The following is a 22,530-nucleotide window of genomic DNA, read 5'->3' as shown; positions in this document are numbered from 1 at the left end:
TTATTCATGTTTAGTGGACAAACTGATAGTACATTTACCAGTCTCAATACGGAGTCAATAAAGCCTTGTACCGCTCTTAAAGGCAAGGGGAAATAGCGCTTCACCATTAGATTGTAGCTATCGTGAGATCACAAAACTGTCTTAGCCTATACCGATTTTACTGGTTAGATTGCTTCTAATCATCTATCACTTCTTCGTCAATCCAAAATAGTGAACTAAACTCGATTGATAAGAGAGGTATTGTACTGATGCCTGTTGTTGGTTATATCTTAAGGCTTTCTCATGAAATCGTAGCCAGTGAGTGAGTATTATTATTCTGATCGTAAGGTTCTGATTTAGTTCACTCGAATTCGCTAAAAAAGTCCTGTTCACTCCAATTCAAATTAGGAAAAAAGCCATTCTTGCGACAAAATATCAAGCTCTATTCCCAAATATGGAGTAATTGTAGATATAATGAGATACCTATTTGTAACGGATATGCCTATTTAATGAACAAGAAAGTAAATGTATCGACCAGTAGTGGGGCTAATGTTGAATCTGTCAGCTTGGCAGTTTCATCAAGGCTTAAAGAACATCGAAAGAAACAGAAACTATCTCTGGACTTTTTAGCCAAAAAGGCTGGAGTCAGTAAAGGGATGTTAGTTGAGGTAGAAAAAGGTACAGCAAATCCAAGTATATCAATCCTGTGCAAACTATCGGCAGCTCTAGGCATTTCTGTTGCTGAAATAGTCAATGTAGCACAAGAGCCTAAAATTAATGTAATTCAAGCAGAAGATATCCCTGTTCTCTGGCAAGGCCCGTCAGGTGGCAAAGCTTGCTTGTTAGCAGGGACTAAAGGGCCTGATATGATAGAACTATGGCAATGGACAATTATGCCTGGTGAAAAATTTGAGTCTTCTGGACACCCTCATGGAACCAATGAGCTATTACATGTGGACCAAGGTAAACTTACGTTAGATATTGATGGTGAAAAAACCGAACTAAAGCAAGGCTCATCAGCAATTGCAAGAACAGATATGCCTCATCAATATATAAATAATACTAGTGATATTATTATTTTTACAATGTGTGTTGCAGAATTACATCGATAAAAAAATCCTACATAAGCATATCTTATGTAGGATAAAAACTCTAACTAGATTATTGCTTTGCTAACAATTTGGCTCGAGTTAATAAACAACCATATAGTGAGGTATATATGCTAGTTAAAGTTAAATACAAGAATGGAAACACAGTGAACTATTATAAAATAAATCATCACCCTATTAATGCATTAAGACAGACAAATCAACCTGTTTAATTTTTAAGCCAGCCTAAACCAAGCCAACTATCTAATCAATAATTAGTTTTTAGAGAATGTTATTTAAACAAATCACTCGGGGTTGTGTCATTTCTTCATATGCAAAGCGCACTCCCTCTCGCCCCATGCTTCCATATTTAAAGCCTCCAAAAGGCATTGCATCAAATCGGTAATCAGAAGAGTCATTAATCATCACCCCTCCAGCTTCAATGGAATTTGCAGCCGTTAATGCTACATGTAGGTTATTCGTAAAGATTCCTGCATGTAAGCTGAATTCAACAGAGTTGGCAAACTGAATGGCTTCATCTACAGAGTAAAACTTTTCCAAGATAACTGTAACCCTCCCGGTTTTAGTGGCACTCTAAATTAGAGTTTTTCCTACTTTCATGCCTTGCTAAATACTCCCAAGGAGTCAAATCATCGAGTGAGTCATGAGGGCGTTCATCGTTGTATTCCTTCATCCATTTTTCTGTCAGATCTCGGACTTCGCTCAGGGTTTTGAACACGTACATGTTGAGTACTTCTGTCCGATAAGTTCGGTTAAATCGCTCTATATAAGAGTTCTCCGTTGGTTTGCCTGGGTGAATAAACTCCAGTTCAACTGAGTTATCTTCAGCCCAATCAGCCAAAGTGGTTGAGATAAATTCAGGGCCATTATCCATGCGCAGCTTACTGGGGAACCCTCGCCAGGCAATAATGCGCTCTAGCACCCTTATAATGCGTGGTGCTGGCAGATTTAAATCCACTTCAATCGCTAGCACCTCACGGTTGAAATCGTCCACGACATTGAACGTACGAAAGCGCCTGCCGCAGATCAAAGAGTCACTCATGAAGTCGATAGACCAGCAACTGTTGATCGACTTTGGGCATGCCAGTGGCGCTGGATTTCGTTTCGGTAGACGCTTTTTACCCTTGCGCCGTAGATTTAACTTGAGTGAACAGTACACCCGATAGACTCGCTTATGATTCCATCGGTGTCCCCAACGTCTAAGTACTTTAAATAATTTGCCAAATCCGTATGCGGGATACCGCTCTGCTGTCTCCTGCAATTTCGCGATAACCTCATCATCTCGGTGAGGATCTGGTCGGTAGCGATAGACTGAGTCGCTAATGCCAACTGCGCGGCAGGCCATTCGCAAACTGACCTGATAGTGTTTGCGAGCGTAATCGACAAGCTCGCGTTTAACCGCTGGCCTTACAGCTTTTTTTCCAGGATATCTTTAACGATACGGTGCTCGAGACTGAGGTCGGCAAACATTTGCTTGAGCCTCCGGTTCTCATCCTCAAGCTCTTTAAGCCGTTTAACATCTGACGCTTCCATACCACCATACTTGGATTTCCAGTTGTAGTATGTCGCATCAGAAATGCCATATTCACGACAGACTTCGTTGACCTTTCGGCCTGCTTCGACTTCCTTCAGGATCTTTACGATTTGCGTTTCTGTGTAGCGTGATTTTTTCATCATGCGTTCTCCGTTTATTTCAGTGTAAACGGAAAAACTCTAATTGCTAATGACCAGTTTTTTGGGGAGGGTTACAATAAGGTTAATGTGAATCTGATCAATAAACCAAGCCCTATATCCAGCTCATTTGTGATCAAAGCCCACATATGAAGCACTTGTTAAATGTGATCAATTACTCATTGTCGTACATCAAAGAACAAATCGAAACGTTACGAATTAAGATTCAAATCTTCGGCGATATCGTCTAGGTGACATACCGTAGAATTTACGGAAACGATGGGTGAAGTTATTTGGATCTTGGTAGCCTAATCTTAAAGCTATCATTTTGACAGACCAGTCTTTGTTCCCCAATAGATCAGCAGCTTTACTCATTCTTAAATGAATTAAGTAGTCTCTAGGAGTCATACCTACAATTTGTTTTACTACTCGATTTAATTGCTCTGTACTTAAGAACACTGAAGCTGCGATATCAGCAACATTCCAATCTAAGTGAAGCTGCGATTCAATTGTATTTAACATACTAAGGACTCGCATTTGAGTGTCAGAAACGTCTATCTCAACATTAGAGAGTATTTTAACCAACTCACTCAACATCATTTTCCTAAACGCAGCTCTTCCACCTATTTCGTTATAAATTAACGATACAAGAGACCAAACAGATTCGGCAGCATCAAAGTTTAAGACCGGGCGGAAAGACTTACGCATATTCGTCCATCTTTCAACATCATTAAGCAATATCCAAACCATATCCCAGGACTTTGACTGATCGTTTAGTTCAAATCGAAAAGGCTTGCCTGCGGGTAAGAAGGTAATTGTATTCACGCTTATTTCAACAATGGATTCAGGAGTATGTAAAACACCACCACCATCTAGCGTAATTAGAACTGTGTGCACTTCAGGAGAAACTCTTTCAACGCCATACCCATTGTTCAGTTTTGCTAAGCCTGCCATAAAAATATCAAATTGTTTCATTTCAGGTATATCTGACAAAACGAGAAAGCGTTCCTGGCATTCAGGCGCTAGAAATACGTCGTCTTTCCACTTTCTCGGTAACTGATCAGCATCTCTAATGACAGATTTGCACAGATTTTTATTTGTTTGGAACATTTCGTTTCATGCCTCAAATGCTTAAAGTTGAACAGTCTCATTTTCTTATCAAGGTTACCAATTTGTCATGAATAGAATCTACTTAACACCAGAAACTTCTAGAGTTTTGTCGAAAACAATCAAAATTGGTGTACCCGTAGCAATTCAAAGTGCTCTAGTAGCTATTTTAGCTTTAGCTGATGTATTGATGGTTGGTAACTTTGGTAAAGAGGCTACGGCAGCGGTAGGCCTCGCTTCTAAGTGGCATTTCGTCGCTATTATGATAATGGCAGGGCTTTCAACCGCTAGTAGTATTCTAGTTGCCCAATATTGGGGAAAAGGTGATCGCAGTACAACTAAAGCTGTAACCTTAATGGCGGCTAAAGCTGGTGTTTGGATTTTAATTCCAGTCACCGCAGCTTTTATCATATTTTCAGATTACATTCTTAACCTTCAAACAAGAGATATAGATGTTATTGCTTTAGGAAGCGATTATCTAATCTATGCTTCACCAGTCTTAATACTCACTCATTTAGTGATTGTTCTGGAATCAACGCTAAGATCTACTGGTGATAGTTTTAGTCCCTTGGTCATTGCAGCAATCACCATAGTCATCAATATTTCTCTAAACTACTGCTTAATTAATGGCATCTATACGTTAGAACCAATGGGGGTAGCTGGCGCGGCATTAGCAACCACTATATCTAGAGCGGTACAGATTATTGTCTTTCTCGGCTATTTAGGATTCAAACAACATTGGCTTAAGAATACCAACATCAGCAATCTGCATGTTAAAGGCCTACATAAGAAATATGTTTCCTTGGCGATACCCGCAGTTTCTGGCGCTGTTCTTTGGGCTATGGGCACCATGTTGTATCAAGTAATCTTTGGGCATATGGGAACTCTGGAGCTTGCAGTCTTTAGTACTCTAGGGCCTTTTGAATCATTATGCTTCTCCTTATTTTTCGGTCTATCTGTAGCGTGCTCAGTGATAATTGGACAACACCTTGGGCGTGCAGAATTCAATGACGCTCAAGCTGTATCTAGACTCTTTACAAAAACTTTCGCGATACTGGGTATCGCGACAACAGTTATCTTATTAGTATTTCAACCTTGGTTCTTATCAGCTTTAGGTTTAAACACCCCTGACTACGCATTACTGTCTAAACCTGCAATGACATTACTTAGCATCGCTGTGAGCCTTAAAATGCTTAACATGGTAATTATCAACGGTATATTACGAGCAGGCGGTGAAAACAAATTCTGTTTGCAGATGGATTTTGTAGCCATGTGGATGTTCGGTCTTCCATTTACGGCAATTGCAGCCTTTATACTTCACTTAAGTTTCGAACAAGTTTACGCGATGATGTTATTGGAAGAAATCATCAAATTGACTTTATGCTGGCGTCGATACAACAAGAACTTATGGTTAAGAAACTTAACCGAACCTGTTTCGGCTTAGTTATTCGCAGACGACATGAATAACCACCTACTTAATAGACACCTTTTAGTTAACTCTGGAGGAAAGCGTGAGCAGGTAGCTTTCTGTGAATACACATGTTAGGTATATATCCTGCTTCACTTCGGATTTTCACCCTGCATCCAATCTCCAAACGTAACCCAAGATCCAACGCCTCTATGTATATAAAAACTATCTCCTGTTAAATCCAAATAAGGATATAAACCAAGGTATTCTCTTCCTTCAAACTCTTCATCATCATCTTCGATAATTGGCGCTACTGATACTCTTCCAGTACGCGCATCCATATATCCTAATTCCCATGGCATCCAAACCGACTTTTCTGCTGAATCTGAAGTCAAATAGATTAATGATGAGCAGTTATTCATCCTATTTCGCAGTACTGTTGCCGTATGTTCGCTTACTTTCCCTCTATCTAACTGCTCATCCTCAATCCAGTCAACATATACGGAATAACCTTTTTCTATTAGCATACTTCGAATTTGCTTTACTATTCGCGCATCCGAATATGCATGAGAAAGAAAAATGTCGTAATGCTCAGAAAAAGAGAATGATTCAAAAGCCTTTTGCAGGCTTTCTGCGGCCCAGCGCCGTTCATTGACCTCATCTAATAATGTTGTCTGTGCGGCGTTATAGCGGCGGAGTATCTCAGATTTACGAATTATAGCCATTCTTCTTCTCTAAACTTGGCATCCTATCCGTCCACAAGGTAAAGACATGATGCAGGTGTTTGGTGACTTTACTTCACTATAAGCTTGATTTATGAATACACGTTACTTCTTCAACCGCATTTAGAAGATGCTTAGCAATCAAAGCGCATTCCTCTTTATTGGTAGCATCTACCGAGGTATAGCGCACTTGCCCCAATTTCGATGACAAGAAACTCCGAGGCGACTCACATGTGGTTCAGAAAAATATTGAGCCTCAGAATGAGACTATTGGGCAGATAAATAACGACTAAATAGCGTAGCGAAATCTATATCTTCAAGCTCTCGCCCAGTAAAATAGCCGTTATCCCGAGCGAGATTAAGCGCTGCACCACCTGGTGCGGCTACTGGGACAACGAAAGCCTCAGGATTGAACCGTCTGAAAAGATCGTACTCAACTTCAACGCCATCCATCCCCCCCCAATGAATACGGCTCCTATCAGATCTTCCCTAGAGAGCATCTGTTCCCGCATCAGCTGTAAGCTACCTTTAATGTCGCCGGGTACAGAATCAGTGTATACCACGTTGTCAAACCATTGGTTTTCTTCCGGATAGCTACCCTCGAAAAAGCGGCTTTGATACAGGATAACTGAATCTGTGTAGTCAGCTCCTAGATCTTCGCAGATATTCCAGATCATAGGGGTAATTGCAGGATGGCCGCCCCACACAATCTTGTGTCGTCGAACAGTAGAGATGGCCAATTCACGAACGGCGCACTGGATAAGAAATGGATCAGCGGTTTTATAGTATTGCCTTCGTCCGATCACGGGAATACTTGCTGAAAGGAAAATCTCTCCCATATCTATGCCCTCCAATCTGCAAATTGCCAGCCTGCTTCGCAAGCCTTAACCCAACGCGTTTCCTGAATGTACTGGCCCAGCCAGTCAAGATGGCTTAACCACTGAGGATGTAAACCTACATGATCATAGAGTATGGCTACGGACTCGTCAGGTGAATTCATTGAAGCTTCGTGCATTGTCATGGAGGTCGGCACACCTACCGTTGGGTAGACCACGACCATCCGGTTATCTGGAAGACGTACTCGAATCCCTCGACCAGAACCCATACCGATCACCTCGCCACCTATAGTTTCAATACCTATTCGCAAATTGCTCACTAGGTTAACCGTTCTCACCGCATGACTTTTGCTGCGGACTTCCTCTAGCTGAAGACAGATACGGTCAATCGCGGAATCACTAATCCGTCCTGATCTAAGATCTAGCTCGCCTGTATCGAGCTCAGCGAGGCTTGCAGTTGCCAAACGAGCGGAGCACTTGGCTTCAGGCCACCCAACTCGAAGAACGCTGATACCCTTGGCAAGAGCCCTTCCAAACTCTGCAGCCGTCCATCGACTGTTGAAATAGTCAGGCGTATCGAGCATCAACAACACATCAGAATCGCAAAGCCGATGCCACAGCATGGTCTGAAAATCTTCTGCCGGAGCGATACTATGGGTATCTAGAAAAACGTCGAAATGCCTTGCAGAGAGCGCGTCGAACATCTGCAGCGCTGCCTGCCTAGCCTCATCTCGTCGATAACTAACAAAAACCCGACGTTGCTTGGGAAGCAGACCTGCACATTCCAATAGTGCAGTGGCTACCCGCTTCGCCCCACCATTTGCATACGACAAACAATTTAAAGGCCGAAGTACTTCTGGGACTTCTGTTGCAACTCGACCTAGGTCAGGCACTACAGGGACAACTGGAACACCGCTTCGCAGCAAGCTTTGTAGACTGGGGTGATCCGCTCCTACACCACCGAAAAATACAACGGCAGCAGATCGTTGCTGATTAGGAGTGAAGTCAGCAGGAACGACTTCCCAGCCAATCTCCTGTCCCAACTTCAAACCAAACCTAGAAACCGCATCAGCTACAGCCGTTTCAAGCTCAGATACTTGCTCAGCCGAGGGAGCTCCAAGGACAGCAAGATGGTAGATGAATGACATGACAATGACAGCCTCTTTCTCAGTTTCGATTAAACGCTATTAACCAAACGGGTGCTTCGAGACTATGTTCCAAGCGCCCGTGCATTCTTAGTACCGTTCCCACGGTTCAACATGTTGACCGTCAAAGAATCTGGAACGTACCTCCACAAAGTGATCTTTACCAACGTCATTGCCACGTTGAACCATCTCTTGGAAGGCCTCGGCATCATCCAATTTGATTTCGTTAGGGGTCTGCTGGTTTACTCGCACGTGACGCGTTGGGCCTAGGAAACTCTCAGCTAGTACTAGAGCGCCATGCTCTTGAGCTGCAAAAAATAGATCCACGCTGTGAGGAGCCCAACCAGCTTTACCCTTCCCGAGCTGTTCGGTGAAGTCACTTTCGCTGCTGAGTGTACCAATACTCAGAACATCGATTCTGTCTAGTGGGATCTTCAGGTACCGAACCGCTTCAGCCAAGGCGGGGAGAATAGGGTTGTTGGCCCAGACACCACCATCTAGGAATGTCTCCAATGCAACAGGCCCATCGATGGTAACCTCATCAAAATAGGTAGGTGCAGCGGAGGAAGCCAGTGCAGCGTCTACGGCTGAAATACCGCGGAAAGCTGTACGATCTGGGCTATGTGGGGTAGAGATCGACTCTGCCTGTCCGTGCTTGGCTCTCACGGTTGGAATCACTAAGCGACAGCGGGAATCTGCTTCCAACGTTTTGTCCCCGAACACATCAGTCAACAAACCTCGAAGTGTCGCTGAGTCATGCTTGGATTTGAGCCAGTGCCGCAGTTTCCGATCCTTCGGAAAAATCTGAGGGCCATTTTCTTTGTAAAACTCAAGGATTTCACGTGGCGTCAAGCCATAGCCAACCCAATAGCCAAGATCGCCCCCGTAGATGTGCCAGCAACCAAGTCAAAGTGAGCAATCAGGTCATTCCCACCACCGGCCTTAAGCATATCGTCCCACTTGGCCAACACCGCCGCAGTAAATGTGCCTCTAAGCCCTCCGCCGTCTAGAGCCAAGATGCGGAAGTTTCGGCCTCGTGATATGTTACGACGAGTAAGCGGTAGGTTTTTCAACTGACTGGAGATCAGACCTACGACTTGTTCAACCGATGTACTGTTGGCAATCATCGCATTCGCCTCGTGAGATAGTCCGTTTCGCAAACGAGATAGTAATGAAGGATCTTCTTCGAGATAGCCTGCGATAGCACCACCAAATCCCGCAACAACAAAGCCAGGTTTTCCAAGATCAAGCATTGTATCTAGCTCATTGGGGACACCTGCTTTTACTTTATTAACGTCCCACCATGCACCACCGACGCAGATGACTACATCGGAACGTTCAGCCATCCAATCGCGCATTGGGGTCAAGCCGTCTGCAGCCTGGTCATCGCTATTATCTGCAGGCACAATCTCTACAGAGGCGAACGCTCTTTGCTCTTCAATTTCAGCAGTGTACTCGTCAATTGAGTAGCTCTTCGCCCGCACTAGAGTAAGTGCACCCTTGGTCCCACCGGCTCGAATGAAGCTCTCAGCAGCTTTACGCAATGGCTCAATGAACGAAGGATGACTCCCATGGACGATCGAGCCCCCTTCACTGAAAATTTTCGCTGCAAATTTCTGCACGAAATCCGCAATATCTTCTCGCATTTCGTTGTTCGAACCGGACAGATGAACTCTAACTCCGGACAGTCGCTGTGTGGTTGCCATGTGTAAGACCTAAATTATCTGAAATGTCGAGTTCGATCAGCGAGAACTCCCAAGGACGCACTTTCAACGACCGGCCAACTTAGCCGCGGCTTCAATCCAGTCTGCGATGTTTTCTCTACCATTTTGTGCTACGAAGTCGTATCTCTTACAGTACTTGGACAGTTTGACAACCACATTGCTTGTGGGGGCGTCAAACCACAGATCTGAGGCTGGGACAGCAGAGGCGTAATCCGAGTACTTCACCCATTTACCGTTCTGTCGCTCCGCAAAATAAATTTTGTCGTTGGCGAGATAGACACCCACTTCATCCAGTGGATTTGTACCTTTAACACCAAGCTTCTTCTCTTTATTTTTGACGCCATGAATATCGACCGTGAGAAGCCCATTTCCCTTTAAAACACTACGCACAATCTCGTAACGGACCCACCGCCTAGCAGCGGTATACTGGCCGGCAAGGACACACGTCACTGAGGTGTTCTTGATACCATTACGAAGGAAGGTCTTTAGCGCTTCATCACTTTCCTTTTTAGAAGCTTCAAACACACTGCCGTCATAGAACCCTTCCGCTTCTTGATCCTTACTTACGACCCAGCAATTCCTGACATTCCAGACTCGCCACACGTCTTCCTGATAATGGAAGGAAAAAAAAGTTTTCCGTGTCATCCCTTACTCCAATTCGTTTCATTGACAATACCCCTCACCCGCAGCGACTACAGAACACTGTGAAATATGTTGTAAGCGCTCGTTATGTAATACGAACCCATTAAACATTGAGTGGCTTAAAATCCGCAAAATCCATATTAATTATTAAAAATCAATGGGATAAGTCGCATAACTTAAGTTGTTGTTGCTTTTAATTTGAATTAAATACAGTCACAAGCATCTCAATTTGCCTTATGTCGAATGGCGTGTTCAATCCAGCTTGAAATATTACCTGCTATGTCCTGGTAAGCATTGACAGAGCTAGGATCGTAACAAGGCACAACACTTGACATTGCTCTACCATCAGTGAATTTAATCAGATCAAACGGATTTCTTCCTTTCCTGCTAATTCCATTCCTAGGGCATTTTAGGTTATGAATGTGAATACCTAGCAGGGCTTTTCCGTCATTCCATGCCTTGATAATTTCATGTTCAACCCATGGTCTTGAAGCAGTTTCGCTACCGATCAAGACAATAATACATCGTTTGTATTTCATATTTTGATCTATCCAGTTCTCTACCGCTTTCTTACCAGTACGCTTGAGTGTTTCCCATTCATTTGGAGAGGTTGGAGGGTTACCGTCAATGCTACCAATGTTACGTATTTGTTGAACTCTCATTACGTCATTATCAAAATGAAAGCTGTAAAAAACAGGAATTTTAGCCATTTTAGTTTCCTTTAAAGATTTTCTACCCAAGTCCCTGAACTTGTACCTGCGTCAAACACCGCATACCCAAACTTACCCGTTAGTGTGTTACTTCCTTCATCCATCCTTTTATATAGCTGAAGGTATTCGTTGCCATACCAGTTTCCAGAATCATCTGCCGTAGGAACAATCAATATCTTTTCATAACCTTTGGCTGAATCTGCAAAACCAATTTCCCAAGGGCACCAACGTGATTGAGTTGAATTACCTGTCGCTAAAAACAAGAACCAGTCTGTAGTCTTAATTTTTTTCTTAATTATATTTGCAGTTTCTTTGTTGGGAGTACTCGGCATTTCGCTGTCTTCCCAGTCTATGTATAAGTCCCAACCATTCTCTTTCATTAGAATTTGAAGACCTTTAGCTAGATCATGGTCTTTGTGACTATGGCATAAAAAAGCCGTTTGCTGATTTTTGGCTAAAGCTTCATTAAGTGATTTAGCTACAAAAACTCTTCCGGAACGACTAGCTGCTGAACGTAAATCACTTGCTTTAATAGTCATTTATACTCCTGTAATACATCGCACTCTTTGTCACCTGAAGCCTAAAGAAATAGTGAGCAACACTACCACCTGCCCTAAACTATTACACCGTATACGCGAAGTCCAACCTTGAACTGAAAATGCCAAACGTCTTAAATGTTATATTTATATCGACTCATAGTCTTTAAGGACAATACAATAGCCCATAATTTTAAGCTGAATTGTCGGTAAGTTCACATGCATGTCGCGGGTGGTTGGTAATCCCCGGTACAGCTAAAGATGTCAAATTTTAATCTCAACCTCTTTAATAATCCGATAATCAGGATTAAAGGAATCCTCAATAAACACTTCAAAATCAGGATCATAGAGAATCTCAACGGGTCTGACTGTAAGATAAACACTTTGCTTCTCTTCAGCACGTACTAACCTGTCATACGCCTCGAAATCGTCACTATCTAAAGCCTTTGATACTAAGTCTGTTGGTGCAATCGCGCGTACCATTAATGTTGTTCTATTAGCTAGCAGCCAGAGCATTATATCGATGTCATTTCGTCCTAAACGAAGTTCTTTTAATCGCCGCTGAAGACATTCGCGGATCTGCAAGTTTTCATCGAACTGGAAAATTGGGTAAAAGCACCAACCGTTGATGTTAATACACAACGCGTCATCATGTTCATCCACATTAGGTACTTCTTCCTCAGTGTAAAAAGTCAGTTCATTAAGTAACGATTTAATCGCCGTCAGTTATCTTTGACCTAAAATCATCTCAATTTCTATATCCAGCATCATCCGTCCCCCGCACACATCGACTCAAAGCTCGAATGTAACAGCCCCAATCGTGTCTTTACCGTTGTTGCATAACATTTGAAATGTATCTCTTTCGTCAATTTTTTGATGCTTTGAGTATTGCTTTAAAAGCCATCCTTCTGAAGCCAAACATAGAAAGAAAGGATGTAGCTCTTTGCTATGATATTTTTTCTTAGCCACAGGGAGACTTATCGATAAGGGAGGACCATTATAGTTCTCATCATATTCAAAAGTGTAACCAGAGCTATCTTCAACAAGAATCCCGGTATATACCACCATACAAAAATACTTTTACGCTACGACTCATATAGAGACTCTCTTATGTCGAATATCTACGATCACGGCACGTTGTTGACTACCGATTATTTGTGTAAATTCTGTTTTAAGTCGTTATAAACGGCTAAGCAACTCATAGTTCATCGAAATTATGATAATTAATGGTGTACGACTCTAACTGCTTGTTATCAAAGTACTAACTTCAGAATTATTTTAGCAAACACCCCCATAAAAACAAGGAGTTAAAATGAAAGTCTACCTCGATGATGAACGGCAAACTCCAGAAGGATGGCATAGAGTTTACTGGCCCGAGGAAGCCATTAACTTACTTAAGCAAGGTATCGTTACTGAAATTAGTCGCGATCATGATCTTGGAGACGATGAACATGGAACGGGCTATGACGTGATCCTGTGGATTGAAGAGGCGGTTGCAACTCAAGGCTTTCAACCACCTTTAATCCGCGTTCATAGTGCTAATTCATCGGCAAGACAGAAAATGGAATTCAGTATCACAAATATTAAACGATTAAGTATGTTAGATTGAACTAGGAGATCCTCTGCTGCTTCTATGTAAACGTTGATATATATACAACAACTTCTACAGCAAAAATTGCTGCTACTTTTACCGAAAAAGATATCAATTGTCTTTTGTATGAATGATAAATCGCTTGTTTAACTTCTTGTAGTTCTACCAGCAAGCGCAGTTCTTGATACGATAAAACCCCATCAAGTATCTTTTGTGCAGTTCCTGGTTTCCACTGTTCGTACAACTTTAATCTTTCAAGAGAAGGAAAATCGTCAGTGCAATTTCCGCTTTCAAAGGAAGCTAAAATCTGCTCTACAGTTCGTCTTTTTCTAAAAAATATCGACACTATTCCGTAAGTCAATTTAATAATCCGCTGATTTTAAGCCGCGTATTTTAGAGATGAGTTGACTAGTGACGCCCTTTCCAACTTCTGAACGTAAGTAACTTTCTGGATAGGGTTGTAATAGTTCCTCAGAACCGATTTCTCCGCAGACATACCATTGAGCATTCAATCCATATGAGTGAGCTATCATCCTACGCACAGAGTTGTTGTCGTCCATTTGCATCCTGAAGGGCAACTCTGTCTCCGGTGCTAATTCATCACTGGAGAATACACCATGTTCAATAAGATATGCTCGGTCATAACAAGTTCCCAAAGGATAAAGAAGTAGACCCGCTTCTGACGCTGCATTTCTTAGTTTGTCGATAGCTTGAAAATCCGGTTCCACCATTTCTAAAAGAGTCTTTGTTCGAGTATTGAACCATTCTTTATACTTGGCGTGTACACTTGCATTACGGAGAAAATATTCATTCGAATAGAACAAACTAAGCATGTCGAAATATAAAATCTTCATTAAGATCCTCTACTTCACATTAGGCATAGTTAAAATGGTGCTTCATGAAAAAATCCAGATAACACCCTCTTTCCAATGCTCTTTCTTCAATTTGCTTCCATAACACTGGTAAATAGGCTTTAAGAACCTCCGCATCAGATTGATAGTATTCATCCTCATAGTCCCCTGCCGCTGCTTTTAGCCACTCAGAGGGAGTTAAAATAGTGAGCCCTTGATGAAAGTACTCAGGAATCGATTCCCGAATGCTTTCTTCGCTACCGCTAGCGACATAAATGGTGACGCCTTCACCCGTCGCGTAATAATGACTAACACCGACATAAAACATATCGACTCCTAACAAAATTAACTTTTATATCAACTCATTAAGTAGCTACAGTTAGTACAATACCTCAACAAACTGAAGAATATATTGAACAATGCATATTGAGGATTATAATCCTCAATATGCATTTATGACAACCTCTGATAAGAACACCAATGCTTAGACAGAACTACTTTAGATATTCACACGTTAGCTTAGAGCTCTCTCGGCTAGCCTTCATTGGCACAGAAGCTCGAATAATTTATGAAGAATATAAAGACACTTCATTGCTCAATGATTGGATTACAATCATAAAAACTGAAGAAAGTAATGCTCTTAGTGAACTGTACACCCATGGACGCCTGGATAGTTGGGATCTATTTGAGAAAACCACAAGTATAGATGAAAAAGAAACATTGAGTGATTTTCTTATATTTTGCAGAGAGTTAGTGAAGCCTCAAACCAGAGTTTTTGAAGATGCATATCAATTGTATGTCCAAAAATATGAAAATAATCTTGCGCTAAAAAAGACACTTCGGTTAACGTATTTATTAATAGCACTGTACAGCAAAGTATTTGATTTAATTGAAAAAATAAAAGAAAGTCAATTGTACCGTTTTGAAAATTTGCCTTAATTACAGGAGCACTGTTATACCGCAGAACTTCACAATGAACAAAACCCATGCTAACTCACTGTGATATATAACAAATTTTCAAGAAAAGAACTTTCATCAACTATTTTATGAACTAAAGTAAACTAAACACAGCAATTCAATATATCTAATGCTCCTACAACGTCCTAAAACCTATCCAGATGAAAGCCTTGAAAGCTTTTTTATCCGTGTAGCCAACAAAAATGGCTACGATGATATCCAACGATTTTTAGAAGCACTCAAGCGTTTCCTGATAGACAAAAACCCTAGGCAGTTCCAAACATTTCCAACTAACATCTGTAAAATCAACCCATACTCATCTAAAAATCATTCTATTTCACGAACAAATGCTCTCCTTGAGCTCAGCCATATGACATTCAACGAACCAGCCAATTTATTGGGTATGGCATTGAATAGAAACCAAATGAAGTTCTCACCATCAACGACTGCCCTAATACGTGGTGCTGAAGTTATTCCACGCTCACTTTTACTTAAAGACTCAGTTCCATGTTGCCCAATGTGTCTTCATGAAAAAGGATATGCGAATTACCGATGGCATTTCTCCGGCTACGATTATTGTCACGAACATAATGTTAAGTTAGTGAGTCACTGCACTTGCGGATCAACGTATGATTACCGAACAGCAGGCTTGTCAGGAATCTGCCCTGAATGTGGTGACATCATTGCTTCGGCTCAAGTCCATGATGATTCAAGTGGCGTAAAAATCGCATCTTGGTTGTCCGGCTTCGATGTGGATCCGTTGCCAATTATTCCTCAGAGTTACCGATGGGGGCTAATTCATTGGTGGTCTCAAATGTTCGGGGCAACTCAAACCAGTGACTCTGAAAAATTTGTGACTTTTTGGGAACAATGGCCAAACTCCTTCCACGACATGATTGAAACTGAAATCGAAACCGGCTTTGAATACGCCGTCGTTAGTCATACCGAATTACGAATAAAAAATGTTCTGGGCAAAATATTATTTAGCTCGATTAAACTTCCTGACCGAAACTTTCGCTCTAATATTATCTTGAAAGAACTCTTTCAGTATTTAGAAGCACACTTGTGGGATAATGATGGAAGGCTGGCAAATCTGAGACTGAATACGTCCGATATATGTATCGTGCTGAACTGTTCTAAGGAACAGGTAGCGTCGATGGTTGAACAGCGGATTCTTATCCCAACTCGACACCCTAAAAGTCGGGGAATCTTAATCGACACAAATTATGTCTATTATTTCGGCGATATTTATTGTCTTTGGCTTTCAGAATTTCAGACCGATGAGTTTAATCGCTCTTTCTATGTGTCGAGGTGGTAAATGAGGACACTGGCAGAAATACTAAAAAGCGAAACGGACGATCTCAACCGAGACTTACGCAGAGCATTTCGACCGCTTTCTCCTCCTGTGGATATATCAGATTTCCCTAGCGAAGCTTTAACCATACTAATAAACCTGACAGATACGGTCAAAGAACAAAAAGAGCTGCTTGACCGAAGTAAATGTAAAGAAAAGCTTAGAGATGAAAAATGGTGGTTAAGCTGTTTAAAGACCGTTAAATACCGTCAAAGTCATAATCCCAAGTTCCCTGACATCAGAGCAAGTGGAATCATCCGAGCTATCCCTATGGGTGATATACCACCTTTTATGCTCTCTTCAAGTAAGTTAGCAAGATGTAATTGGGCTTATGCTAATGATTCAAGTCAGGTTAATAAATCCTCATTTTTAACCAGCGAGTTTATCTGGCATAACCGTGTTCACTTCTTAGGGGAACTACTCACTGATATTGAACATCCTTTGTGGAATATCTTGAAAAATCTCGGGTGTTACGTAAAAACGTCCAAAGAAATATCTAAAAAACTGGCACTTATTCCTCCACATGAAATTAGCACACCGTTAGCAAGAAATTACCTGACACAGATATCTCTTCCGGATAATGAAGATTCATATATTTCATTGTCACCAGTGACATCCCAATCGATACAAAATAATTGTTATGAGACACTGAAAGAACACTACCGATTTTCTTCACTCACTCGGTTCAGTCGAGCAACAAACATGGGAACGCTGGCTATGAGTTGTGGTGGTAACTTCAGAATGATTCATTCATTACCTCCGATAGAAAAATACAAACACCATCATTTAACTGATGCAGAACAATGGCTCACGAAAAAATCGGTAAAGGCACTACGAGAATATACAGAATCTACCCATTGGATAATTTCACCAAATAAACTAGCCAAAAAAAGAAAATCCATCATCGAGAACATTCGGCTAATGCTTACTCAATGGTTAAATACAATTAGCGAAAGGGAGTACTCAAATAAAAAAGAATTAACTGAACGCTTCAATGCCGACTTAGCGAAAACAAAGTTCGCAAGTCGCTATGCTTATGACCCCCAGTTAACTCAATTAATCTACAACTCTATAGGTTCAATCATTCAATCACCACCTCAAGAGGTCCCAAAGCCTGAGGGAACCGAAGAAAATTACTTACTGTTGCCAAACCTTAAAATCTCTGGTGCATCTGCCATGAACACTCCTGTGAGTATTGGATTACCTTCTATGACGGCATTTTATGGGTTCGTGCACGCCTTCGAGAGAAATCTACAAACAGTAATTCCCAACTTTAAAATAGAAAGTTTTGCCGTATGCATTCATAACTTACACACAGAAAACCGAGGATTAACAAGAGAGTGGGCTCTCAATACCAAAGATGAAATTAAGGCTCCTGCAACGCGAGATGATTGGCAATCTGACCTTAACGTAAGTCTTATTCTTCAATGCAGCAATTACTCTCAACTAGTACCACGTGATTTCATGTACCAATTACCCAGAAGACTAGCCAGAGGAAAGGTAACGGTTGCGATTTCAGCCATTGAACGCTTAGGAAGAAGCTTAAGCTTAGCTGAAGCAATCAAAACAATACCAGTTGATACAGGCAGGTGGCTCAGCCTGAATAGCGAAGCGGTATTAAATGGTATTCAAGATATCATTGATGAATTGAAAGAAAACCGAATGCAAACAGTCAACTGCATTGGTTATCACCTGTTAGAACTTCCAATTGAAAAACGTTGCTCACTTCGCAGCTATAAACACGCTTTCGCCGAAACCATACTTGGCGTCATGAAATTATTCGCAATTAGTGAAAATACAAATCCCGACCAATACTTTTGGAAATATCACTATTCGAAGCAAGGCCCAATTTTACTTCCCAGGAGTCTATCCGATGAAGCTTCCTAATAGCTTGTCTTATATGAGATCTATCGACCCTTCTGATACTGTATTTTTTGTTAACTGGCCTAACGGCAAGAGAACACCACTCCCGTACTCCAGCCGAACAGCACTAGGTAGGAAAGAAGGTACATCATCTGCATATAAAAACGATGATGAAATTAATGAGGATGTCACCGAATATTCTTTAGCCCATGGTAACCCACACGAAATCGACTATTGTTGTGTGCCTTACGGTGCAGAGAGTATTGAGTGCGAATTTTCTGTTTCATTTGCCTCGAGTCTTCGTAAACCATTCAAATGTTCCGATCCACAAGTAAAACGAACCCTGATTCAGTTAATTGAGCTCTATGAGCAAAAAGTAGGTTGGGAGGAACTAGCCACCCGATTCCTCGAAAATATTTGTAATGGTAGGTGGCTTTGGAGAAATAACGAACGCACATACTCTACATCAATCAGTATTAAACCATGGCCATGGAAAGACGAGGAAGTCATTATCTCGTTCAACGACATACGAAGAAACTATACTGATATTAATAAGTTCAGGGATCATGAAGACTGGGAGGCTTTAATTAAGTTGATCACCGACGCTTTTTCCAAACCAAATGGACTCTGTATTTTCGAAGTCAACGCCACATTTCGTTTAGGCAAAAACGCCCCCATTTATCCTAGCCAAGTGTTCAAGGAATCCATCCAAGGAGAAAAAAATCGCATTTACCAAAAAACTGAAGTATGCGGAGAGAAAAGCCCTATACTAGGTTGCTATAAAACAGGAGCGGCAATAGCCACTATTGACGACTGGTATCATCCGGATGCAGAAGAACCATTACGTATCAGTCACTATGGAGCGCATAAGGAAGATGTTTACTGTTATCGTCACCCAAATACCGGAAAAGATTTATTTACGCTTTTGCAGCGAGCCGATGAATATGTCGAACAGCTTGATGCCGGAGATGTGTTATCTGATGAAACAATTAATGACCTGCATTTTGTTGTAGCAAACCTAATTAAAGGCGGGCTACTTCAACGAAAAGGAAGCTAAACTTGGATTGGTACTATAAAACTATCACCTTTTTACCTGAATATAGAAACAATGAAGCTATAGCTGCTAAGTGTTTGAAGGAATTACATTCTTTTAATTATGAATACAAAACTAGGTCAATTGGTATCTCATTCCCACTCTGGAACCAAGAAACAGTGGGACAAAAAATAACATTCGTTAGTACCAACAAAATGGAATTGGATTTTTTGTTGTCACGAAGGTATTTCACACAAATGACAAAACTTGGCTACTTCAGTATATCTACAGCTCAAATCGTCCCAGACGATTGTTCCTACGCTCTATTTAGGCGTAAACAATCTATAGACAAAGCCACACCTGCGGGCCAAGCAAGAGAACTAAAGCGACTTGAAAGAAGAGCGTTAGAACGTGGCGAGATATTTGAACCAGCGAATTATTCCCAAAACACTACTCACGCGTTCCATAATTACCACTCACTTGAAGAAAATAGTAGCGGTGGCAATGGGTTCCGACTAAATATACAAATGGAACAGTTAGAAGATACTTTAAGCACAGGAAAGTTTAGCAGTTATGGGCTAGGCAATACAGATAACTCATTACAGGTTGTACCTTTGATTTAACCTTACTTCTAAACCCTCTTCATAACCTATTGATTTTAAAGCCTATAACGTAGCATTAGGTTTAAAAGGGTAAATTAGTAGAATAAACATTAACTAACTGATGTTCATGTGTTCATGAACTATAATTAAATCGATAATAGTGTACTACCGCATAGGTAGCTGATAATGATACACAATGTTCAATTCCATCAAATGGTTACACACTGCCGAATAGGTAGATATCTTTAAAAAATCAATACTATTACCATCTCCAAACAGCTAACTCTTTAGCTGTTTGCTTTAGCTTAATATGAGGACTATAATCCTCACTACTACTGCAAAGTAGCTGATAATAAATTTACATCTCCCGCTCTGCCAAAAAACGAATACTGCCGAATAGGTAGACTATCAAATCAACAACAGCGGAGCTTTTACCAATTTTCTTACGGCAAAAGCTCTCGAACATCGCAACCAAGAACCGTTGCAATCTGATAGACTTTCTCTAGTGTGATGTTCACTTCACCTCGCTCAATTCGTCCTACATAGCTACGATCAATGTCAGCCGTTAAAGCCAATTTATCCTGTGAAATACCTTTGTCTTTCCGCATAGAGCGGACATTGTGACCAAATTTTTTCGCTAAGTCTTTCATTTCAAACGTACATTAAAAAGAAAGACTATCGGTTCTTGCTGCATACATTACCACGGACTATAATCCGTATTTAATTTTAACTATTCTTATCAATTGCTGAGAGTTTATACGTGTCAAAAGTCTTTACTGTTCACCCAGACATCATTGATATCCTAATTCAACCTGACATGGAGGAATTTCAAATTCCCGAAATTCGAGATCTACTGTTAGCGTCTAGTATGCAAATTAAAAACAAAGACAATGTACGTTCACTTGTATCTAGGCAGCTAAATGCAATGGTTAAGCAAGGACTATTAACGAGCACGGGAACCCATCGTAATAAAGTCTTTCGTAAGACTCCGTTGTTTGGTCAATCCAATCTTAAAATGCTTGAAACGAATGAAGACCAAAACAGAAATAAAGCTAGCATTCCCAATATGTTGAAACCTAGTCTCTATCTAAGTGAACTAGAGAAAATAAGAAGCCGACTTAATGCGGAGCTAGCGATACTGATAGCTGAGATGGACGAATATCGTTCAATTATGGAAAAATTTCCACAGGCTCAGGAAAAGGTAAGTAAACTGCATAAAGAGTCAACACAGCATTCTGCAACTTTAACCGGTCAGATAACCGCTATAACGAAAACAATAGAACTACTCCAATCGGAGGCTGCTTAATGCTTCGTAAGTGGCAATCTAACTGTATCAGACTAGCCTTAGAAAAATACAAATCAGGTAACAAACACTTCCTTACTCAAGCGACTCCCGGAGCTGGTAAAACTGTAATGGCTGCCCACGTAAGCAAACTATTATTAGATGAGAATATGATTGATCTGATCATTTGTTTTTCACCGTCAGTAAATGTTGCAAACGGATTTACAGAAACCTTTGCCCGCATATTAAAATGCCCGTTTAATGGAAAACTAGGTTCATTAGGAACCTCACTTACTTATCAAGCTATTCAATATCTTGATGAACAGTTTTGGGAAACGGTTTCAAAGTATAGAGTGTTAGCGATATTCGATGAAATCCACCATTGTTCAGGAGAGACACTATCTGAAGCCAATGCTTGGGGTGAACAGATTATTTTAAAGGTTCAGAAAGCAGCCACATACACATTAGCACTTACAGGCACGCCTTGGCGCTCAGATAGCCTGCCAATATCACTCAGTTCATATAGCGATCCCGAAGGAAAAATCATCTGTGATTTTCAGTACACCTTAGAGCAGGCTATTTTTGACAAAGTATGTCGTAAGCCGAAACTGGTGTTAGTTGATAACGAACAGCTGCAATATACCAGCCCAGATGAACGTAAATCTTACGCTTCTATTCAGGCCTTATTTAAAGAACAAAAGATCAGTTATTCCAGCATATTAGAAGATAGTGATGCATTAGCTCATATTCTCAAGCTTTCGGTAGATAAGTTACATTCGATTAGATCGACAAATCACAATGCTGCAGGGCTTATCGTTGCTTCGTCCGTAGTACACGCAAGACAAATTCAAACGACTCTTAACGAACAATTAAAGCAACCCAGCATGATGGTTTCTTATCATGACCCGAATGCTCAAAGCATTATTAATCAATTTAAAAATGGTTATTCACCCTGGATTATCAGTATTGGAATGATCAGTGAGGGAACTGACATACCAAGGCTACAAGTCTGTTGCCATTTGAGCAATATCCGCACTGAGTTATATTTTCGCCAAGTATTGGGACGTATTTTAAGAATCACAGATGGCGACAATCAAGAGGCTTGGTTATATACCTTTGCCGAAGAGAACCTTGTGAAATTTACTGAAGAAATTGAGCAAGATATTCCTGAGTCTTGCCTTTATGTAAAACAACCTGAAGACAAAGAATCAGAAGACCTACAATTACTTGAAACTAGCTCATCCGCTACTGGTAGTACCACCGTGAAATCAGGAGAATTGAAATGGAACACCTGCGATACCAGTGTACAAATTGGTAGCGAAGATTCTATTCCTTATAGGTCATTCACTCTGGGGCATTTTAGAGAACGGGTTATTGAGGCGTTTATTGGGATTTAGAATAGCAATCG

The 22,530-nt window shown here is 41.0% G+C and carries 28 protein-coding genes and 1 pseudogene; 10 read left to right on the top strand and 19 right to left on the bottom strand.

The features are described 5' to 3' along the window. Positions 1–14: 14 nt before the first annotated feature. Positions 15–266: pseudogene (locus tag B853_RS26605) on the bottom strand (transposase); the annotation flags it as partial. Between the two features lie 222 nt (positions 267–488). Between B853_RS26605 and B853_RS21440 the strand changes: the two are divergent. After that, positions 489–1,091: a helix-turn-helix domain-containing protein gene (locus B853_RS21440; RefSeq protein ID WP_038887598.1), complete on the top strand. Its 603-nt coding sequence runs from the start codon at positions 489–491 to the stop codon at positions 1,089–1,091. Positions 1,092–1,349: 258 nt separating this feature from the next. Here B853_RS21440 and B853_RS21435 read toward each other — a convergent pair whose 3' ends face one another. The 3 genes from B853_RS21435 to B853_RS21425 form a co-directional block, all read right to left on the bottom strand. Then, positions 1,350–1,628 (bottom strand): aldehyde dehydrogenase family protein, encoded by a 279-nt coding sequence (locus B853_RS21435; protein ID WP_038887600.1) that lies wholly within the window; start codon positions 1,626–1,628, stop codon positions 1,350–1,352. 22 nt (positions 1,629–1,650) lie between these two features. After that, a protein-coding gene (locus B853_RS21430; protein ID WP_282957165.1) for an IS3 family transposase occupies positions 1,651–2,762 on the bottom strand; the annotation gives its coding sequence in 2 pieces (ribosomal slippage) (positions 1,651–2,510 and positions 2,510–2,762; 1,113 coding nt in all). Between the two features lie 216 nt (positions 2,763–2,978). Next, the gene (locus B853_RS21425) at positions 2,979–3,869 is read right to left on the bottom strand and encodes a helix-turn-helix domain-containing protein (RefSeq protein ID WP_038887605.1); all 891 of its coding nucleotides are present in this window, start codon (positions 3,867–3,869) and stop codon (positions 2,979–2,981) included. Between the two features lie 67 nt (positions 3,870–3,936). Between B853_RS21425 and B853_RS21420 the strand changes: the two genes are divergently transcribed. Further along, on the top strand, positions 3,937–5,310 hold the full coding sequence (locus B853_RS21420) for an MATE family efflux transporter (protein WP_038887607.1): 1,374 nt from the start codon (positions 3,937–3,939) through the stop codon (positions 5,308–5,310). 116 nt (positions 5,311–5,426) lie between these two features. Here B853_RS21420 and B853_RS21415 read toward each other — a convergent pair whose 3' ends face one another. The 11 genes from B853_RS21415 to B853_RS21375 form a co-directional block, all read right to left on the bottom strand. Continuing rightward, positions 5,427–5,999 (bottom strand): toll/interleukin-1 receptor domain-containing protein, encoded by a 573-nt coding sequence (locus B853_RS21415; RefSeq protein WP_050569020.1) that lies wholly within the window; start codon positions 5,997–5,999, stop codon positions 5,427–5,429. A gap of 264 nt (positions 6,000–6,263) precedes the next feature. Continuing rightward, positions 6,264–6,449: an SLOG domain-containing protein gene (locus B853_RS26755; RefSeq protein WP_282957164.1), complete on the bottom strand. Its 186-nt coding sequence runs from the start codon at positions 6,447–6,449 to the stop codon at positions 6,264–6,266. After that, a complete protein-coding gene (gene thcA / locus B853_RS21410; protein ID WP_282957163.1) occupies positions 6,380–6,835 on the bottom strand; it encodes a Thoeris type III anti-phage system protein ThcA in 456 nt (151 codons plus the stop codon). Before thcA ends, B853_RS26755 begins: the two co-directional genes overlap by 70 nt. A gap of 2 nt (positions 6,836–6,837) precedes the next feature. Further along, positions 6,838–7,980, bottom strand: a complete 1,143-nt coding sequence (gene thcB4 / locus B853_RS26750) for a Thoeris type III anti-phage system protein ThcB4 (protein ID WP_038887612.1) — start codon at positions 7,978–7,980, stop codon at positions 6,838–6,840. Between the two features lie 87 nt (positions 7,981–8,067). Then, positions 8,068–8,829 carry a patatin-like phospholipase family protein gene (locus tag B853_RS26935; RefSeq protein WP_428843301.1) on the bottom strand — a complete coding sequence of 254 codons (762 nt, stop codon included), beginning with the start codon at positions 8,827–8,829 and terminating at the stop codon, positions 8,068–8,070. Continuing rightward, positions 8,826–9,683, bottom strand: a complete 858-nt coding sequence (locus B853_RS26930; protein ID WP_282957161.1) for a patatin-like phospholipase family protein — start codon at positions 9,681–9,683, stop codon at positions 8,826–8,828. The genes B853_RS26935 and B853_RS26930 overlap by 4 nt, the downstream gene beginning before the upstream one ends. A 63-nt stretch (positions 9,684–9,746) precedes the next feature. Next, the gene (locus tag B853_RS21395; protein WP_038887616.1) at positions 9,747–10,346 is read right to left on the bottom strand and encodes a TIR domain-containing protein; all 600 of its coding nucleotides are present in this window, start codon (positions 10,344–10,346) and stop codon (positions 9,747–9,749) included. A gap of 221 nt (positions 10,347–10,567) precedes the next feature. Next, on the bottom strand, positions 10,568–11,053 hold the full coding sequence (locus tag B853_RS21390) for a TIR domain-containing protein (protein ID WP_038887618.1): 486 nt from the start codon (positions 11,051–11,053) through the stop codon (positions 10,568–10,570). Positions 11,054–11,064: 11 nt separating this feature from the next. Further along, on the bottom strand, positions 11,065–11,592 hold the full coding sequence (locus B853_RS21385; protein WP_038887620.1) for a toll/interleukin-1 receptor domain-containing protein: 528 nt from the start codon (positions 11,590–11,592) through the stop codon (positions 11,065–11,067). Between the two features lie 261 nt (positions 11,593–11,853). Beyond that, positions 11,854–12,252 (bottom strand): hypothetical protein, encoded by a 399-nt coding sequence (locus B853_RS26595; protein ID WP_038887621.1) that lies wholly within the window; start codon positions 12,250–12,252, stop codon positions 11,854–11,856. A 129-nt stretch (positions 12,253–12,381) separates the two neighbouring features. Further along, positions 12,382–12,657, bottom strand: a complete 276-nt coding sequence (locus B853_RS21375) for a HipA N-terminal domain-containing protein (RefSeq protein WP_050569021.1) — start codon at positions 12,655–12,657, stop codon at positions 12,382–12,384. A 244-nt stretch (positions 12,658–12,901) separates the two neighbouring features. Between B853_RS21375 and B853_RS21370 the strand changes: the two genes are divergently transcribed. Further along, positions 12,902–13,198 carry a cyclic-phosphate processing receiver domain-containing protein gene (locus B853_RS21370; protein WP_038887623.1) on the top strand — a complete coding sequence of 99 codons (297 nt, stop codon included), beginning with the start codon at positions 12,902–12,904 and terminating at the stop codon, positions 13,196–13,198. Positions 13,199–13,220: 22 nt separating this feature from the next. Here the strand turns inward: B853_RS21370 and B853_RS21365 are convergent, their stop codons facing one another. From B853_RS21365 to B853_RS21355, 3 genes are read right to left on the bottom strand one after another with little or no spacing between them, the layout of a single operon-like run. Further along, entirely contained in the window at positions 13,221–13,541 is a 321-nt protein-coding gene (locus B853_RS21365; protein WP_227741946.1) for a hypothetical protein, read from the bottom strand. 1 nt (position 13,542) lies between these two features. Further along, positions 13,543–14,034, bottom strand: coding sequence for a hypothetical protein (locus tag B853_RS21360; RefSeq protein ID WP_038887625.1), 492 nt, complete (start codon positions 14,032–14,034; stop codon positions 13,543–13,545). A gap of 19 nt (positions 14,035–14,053) precedes the next feature. After that, positions 14,054–14,359, bottom strand: a complete 306-nt coding sequence (locus tag B853_RS21355) for a hypothetical protein (RefSeq protein ID WP_038887627.1) — start codon at positions 14,357–14,359, stop codon at positions 14,054–14,056. A 152-nt stretch (positions 14,360–14,511) separates the two neighbouring features. On the opposite strand from B853_RS21355, the gene B853_RS21350 reads away from it, so the two are divergent. From B853_RS21350 to cas6f, 5 genes are all read left to right on the top strand, one after another. Continuing rightward, a complete protein-coding gene (locus B853_RS21350; RefSeq protein WP_038887628.1) occupies positions 14,512–14,970 on the top strand; it encodes a hypothetical protein in 459 nt (152 codons plus the stop codon). A gap of 148 nt (positions 14,971–15,118) precedes the next feature. After that, positions 15,119–16,306 carry a TniQ family protein gene (locus tag B853_RS21345; RefSeq protein WP_038887767.1) on the top strand — a complete coding sequence of 396 codons (1,188 nt, stop codon included), beginning with the start codon at positions 15,119–15,121 and terminating at the stop codon, positions 16,304–16,306. After that, positions 16,307–18,229, top strand: coding sequence for a type I-F CRISPR-associated protein Csy2 (locus B853_RS21340; RefSeq protein WP_038887771.1), 1,923 nt, complete (start codon positions 16,307–16,309; stop codon positions 18,227–18,229). Next, positions 18,216–19,262, top strand: a complete 1,047-nt coding sequence (gene csy3, locus B853_RS21335; RefSeq protein WP_038887773.1) for a type I-F CRISPR-associated protein Csy3 — start codon at positions 18,216–18,218, stop codon at positions 19,260–19,262. Before B853_RS21340 ends, csy3 begins: the two co-directional genes overlap by 14 nt. Positions 19,263–19,264: 2 nt before the next feature. Continuing rightward, positions 19,265–19,861, top strand: coding sequence for a type I-F CRISPR-associated endoribonuclease Cas6/Csy4 (cas6f, locus tag B853_RS21330; RefSeq protein WP_038887774.1), 597 nt, complete (start codon positions 19,265–19,267; stop codon positions 19,859–19,861). 422 nt (positions 19,862–20,283) lie between these two features. Here cas6f and B853_RS21325 read toward each other — a convergent pair whose 3' ends face one another. After that, complete coding sequence (locus tag B853_RS21325; protein ID WP_038887775.1) at positions 20,284–20,490, bottom strand: helix-turn-helix domain-containing protein; 207 nt, start codon at positions 20,488–20,490, stop codon at positions 20,284–20,286. 110 nt (positions 20,491–20,600) lie between these two features. On the opposite strand from B853_RS21325, the gene B853_RS21320 reads away from it, so the two are divergent. Further along, a complete protein-coding gene (locus B853_RS21320) occupies positions 20,601–21,146 on the top strand; it encodes a hypothetical protein (RefSeq protein WP_128827008.1) in 546 nt (181 codons plus the stop codon). After that, positions 21,146–22,519, top strand: coding sequence for a DEAD/DEAH box helicase (locus B853_RS21315; RefSeq protein ID WP_038887776.1), 1,374 nt, complete (start codon positions 21,146–21,148; stop codon positions 22,517–22,519). Before B853_RS21320 ends, B853_RS21315 begins: the two co-directional genes overlap by 1 nt. Positions 22,520–22,530 lie beyond the last annotated feature (11 nt).

The organism is Vibrio rotiferianus CAIM 577 = LMG 21460 (genome assembly GCF_002741985.1).
GTDB lineage: Bacteria > Pseudomonadota > Gammaproteobacteria > Enterobacterales > Vibrionaceae > Vibrio > Vibrio rotiferianus.
Note: the sequence above shows the minus strand (reverse complement) of the source record. Positions and strands in the feature narration are given on the sequence as shown.

What these genes read in the sequence shown, in the direction of transcription:
- B853_RS21420 (WP_038887607.1), top strand. Translation starts at nt 3,937, where the DNA reads ATGAATAGAATCTACTTAACACCAGAAACTTCTAGAGTTTTGTCGAAA.
- B853_RS21355 (WP_038887627.1), bottom strand. Translation starts at nt 14,359, where the DNA reads ATGTTTTATGTCGGTGTTAGTCATTATTACGCGACGGGTGAAGGCGTC.
- B853_RS21370 (WP_038887623.1), top strand. Translation starts at nt 12,902, where the DNA reads ATGAAAGTCTACCTCGATGATGAACGGCAAACTCCAGAAGGATGGCAT.
- B853_RS21360 (WP_038887625.1), bottom strand. Translation starts at nt 14,034, where the DNA reads ATGAAGATTTTATATTTCGACATGCTTAGTTTGTTCTATTCGAATGAA.
- csy3 (WP_038887773.1), top strand. Translation starts at nt 18,216, where the DNA reads ATGAAGCTTCCTAATAGCTTGTCTTATATGAGATCTATCGACCCTTCT.
- B853_RS21385 (WP_038887620.1), bottom strand. Translation starts at nt 11,592, where the DNA reads ATGACTATTAAAGCAAGTGATTTACGTTCAGCAGCTAGTCGTTCCGGA.
- B853_RS21345 (WP_038887767.1), top strand. Translation starts at nt 15,119, where the DNA reads ATGCTCCTACAACGTCCTAAAACCTATCCAGATGAAAGCCTTGAAAGC.
- thcB4 (WP_038887612.1), bottom strand. Translation starts at nt 7,980, where the DNA reads ATGTCATTCATCTACCATCTTGCTGTCCTTGGAGCTCCCTCGGCTGAG.
- B853_RS21315 (WP_038887776.1), top strand. Translation starts at nt 21,146, where the DNA reads ATGCTTCGTAAGTGGCAATCTAACTGTATCAGACTAGCCTTAGAAAAA.
- thcA (WP_282957163.1), bottom strand. Translation starts at nt 6,835, where the DNA reads ATGGGAGAGATTTTCCTTTCAGCAAGTATTCCCGTGATCGGACGAAGG.
- B853_RS26930 (WP_282957161.1), bottom strand. Translation starts at nt 9,683, where the DNA reads ATGGCAACCACACAGCGACTGTCCGGAGTTAGAGTTCATCTGTCCGGT.
- B853_RS21325 (WP_038887775.1), bottom strand. Translation starts at nt 20,490, where the DNA reads ATGAAAGACTTAGCGAAAAAATTTGGTCACAATGTCCGCTCTATGCGG.
- B853_RS21415 (WP_050569020.1), bottom strand. Translation starts at nt 5,999, where the DNA reads ATGGCTATAATTCGTAAATCTGAGATACTCCGCCGCTATAACGCCGCA.
- B853_RS21340 (WP_038887771.1), top strand. Translation starts at nt 16,307, where the DNA reads ATGAGGACACTGGCAGAAATACTAAAAAGCGAAACGGACGATCTCAAC.
- B853_RS21395 (WP_038887616.1), bottom strand. Translation starts at nt 10,346, where the DNA reads ATGACACGGAAAACTTTTTTTTCCTTCCATTATCAGGAAGACGTGTGG.
- B853_RS21440 (WP_038887598.1), top strand. Translation starts at nt 489, where the DNA reads ATGAACAAGAAAGTAAATGTATCGACCAGTAGTGGGGCTAATGTTGAA.
- B853_RS21350 (WP_038887628.1), top strand. Translation starts at nt 14,512, where the DNA reads ATGCTTAGACAGAACTACTTTAGATATTCACACGTTAGCTTAGAGCTC.
- B853_RS21375 (WP_050569021.1), bottom strand. Translation starts at nt 12,657, where the DNA reads ATGGTGGTATATACCGGGATTCTTGTTGAAGATAGCTCTGGTTACACT.
- B853_RS26755 (WP_282957164.1), bottom strand. Translation starts at nt 6,449, where the DNA reads ATGGATGGCGTTGAAGTTGAGTACGATCTTTTCAGACGGTTCAATCCT.
- B853_RS21425 (WP_038887605.1), bottom strand. Translation starts at nt 3,869, where the DNA reads ATGTTCCAAACAAATAAAAATCTGTGCAAATCTGTCATTAGAGATGCT.
- B853_RS21390 (WP_038887618.1), bottom strand. Translation starts at nt 11,053, where the DNA reads ATGGCTAAAATTCCTGTTTTTTACAGCTTTCATTTTGATAATGACGTA.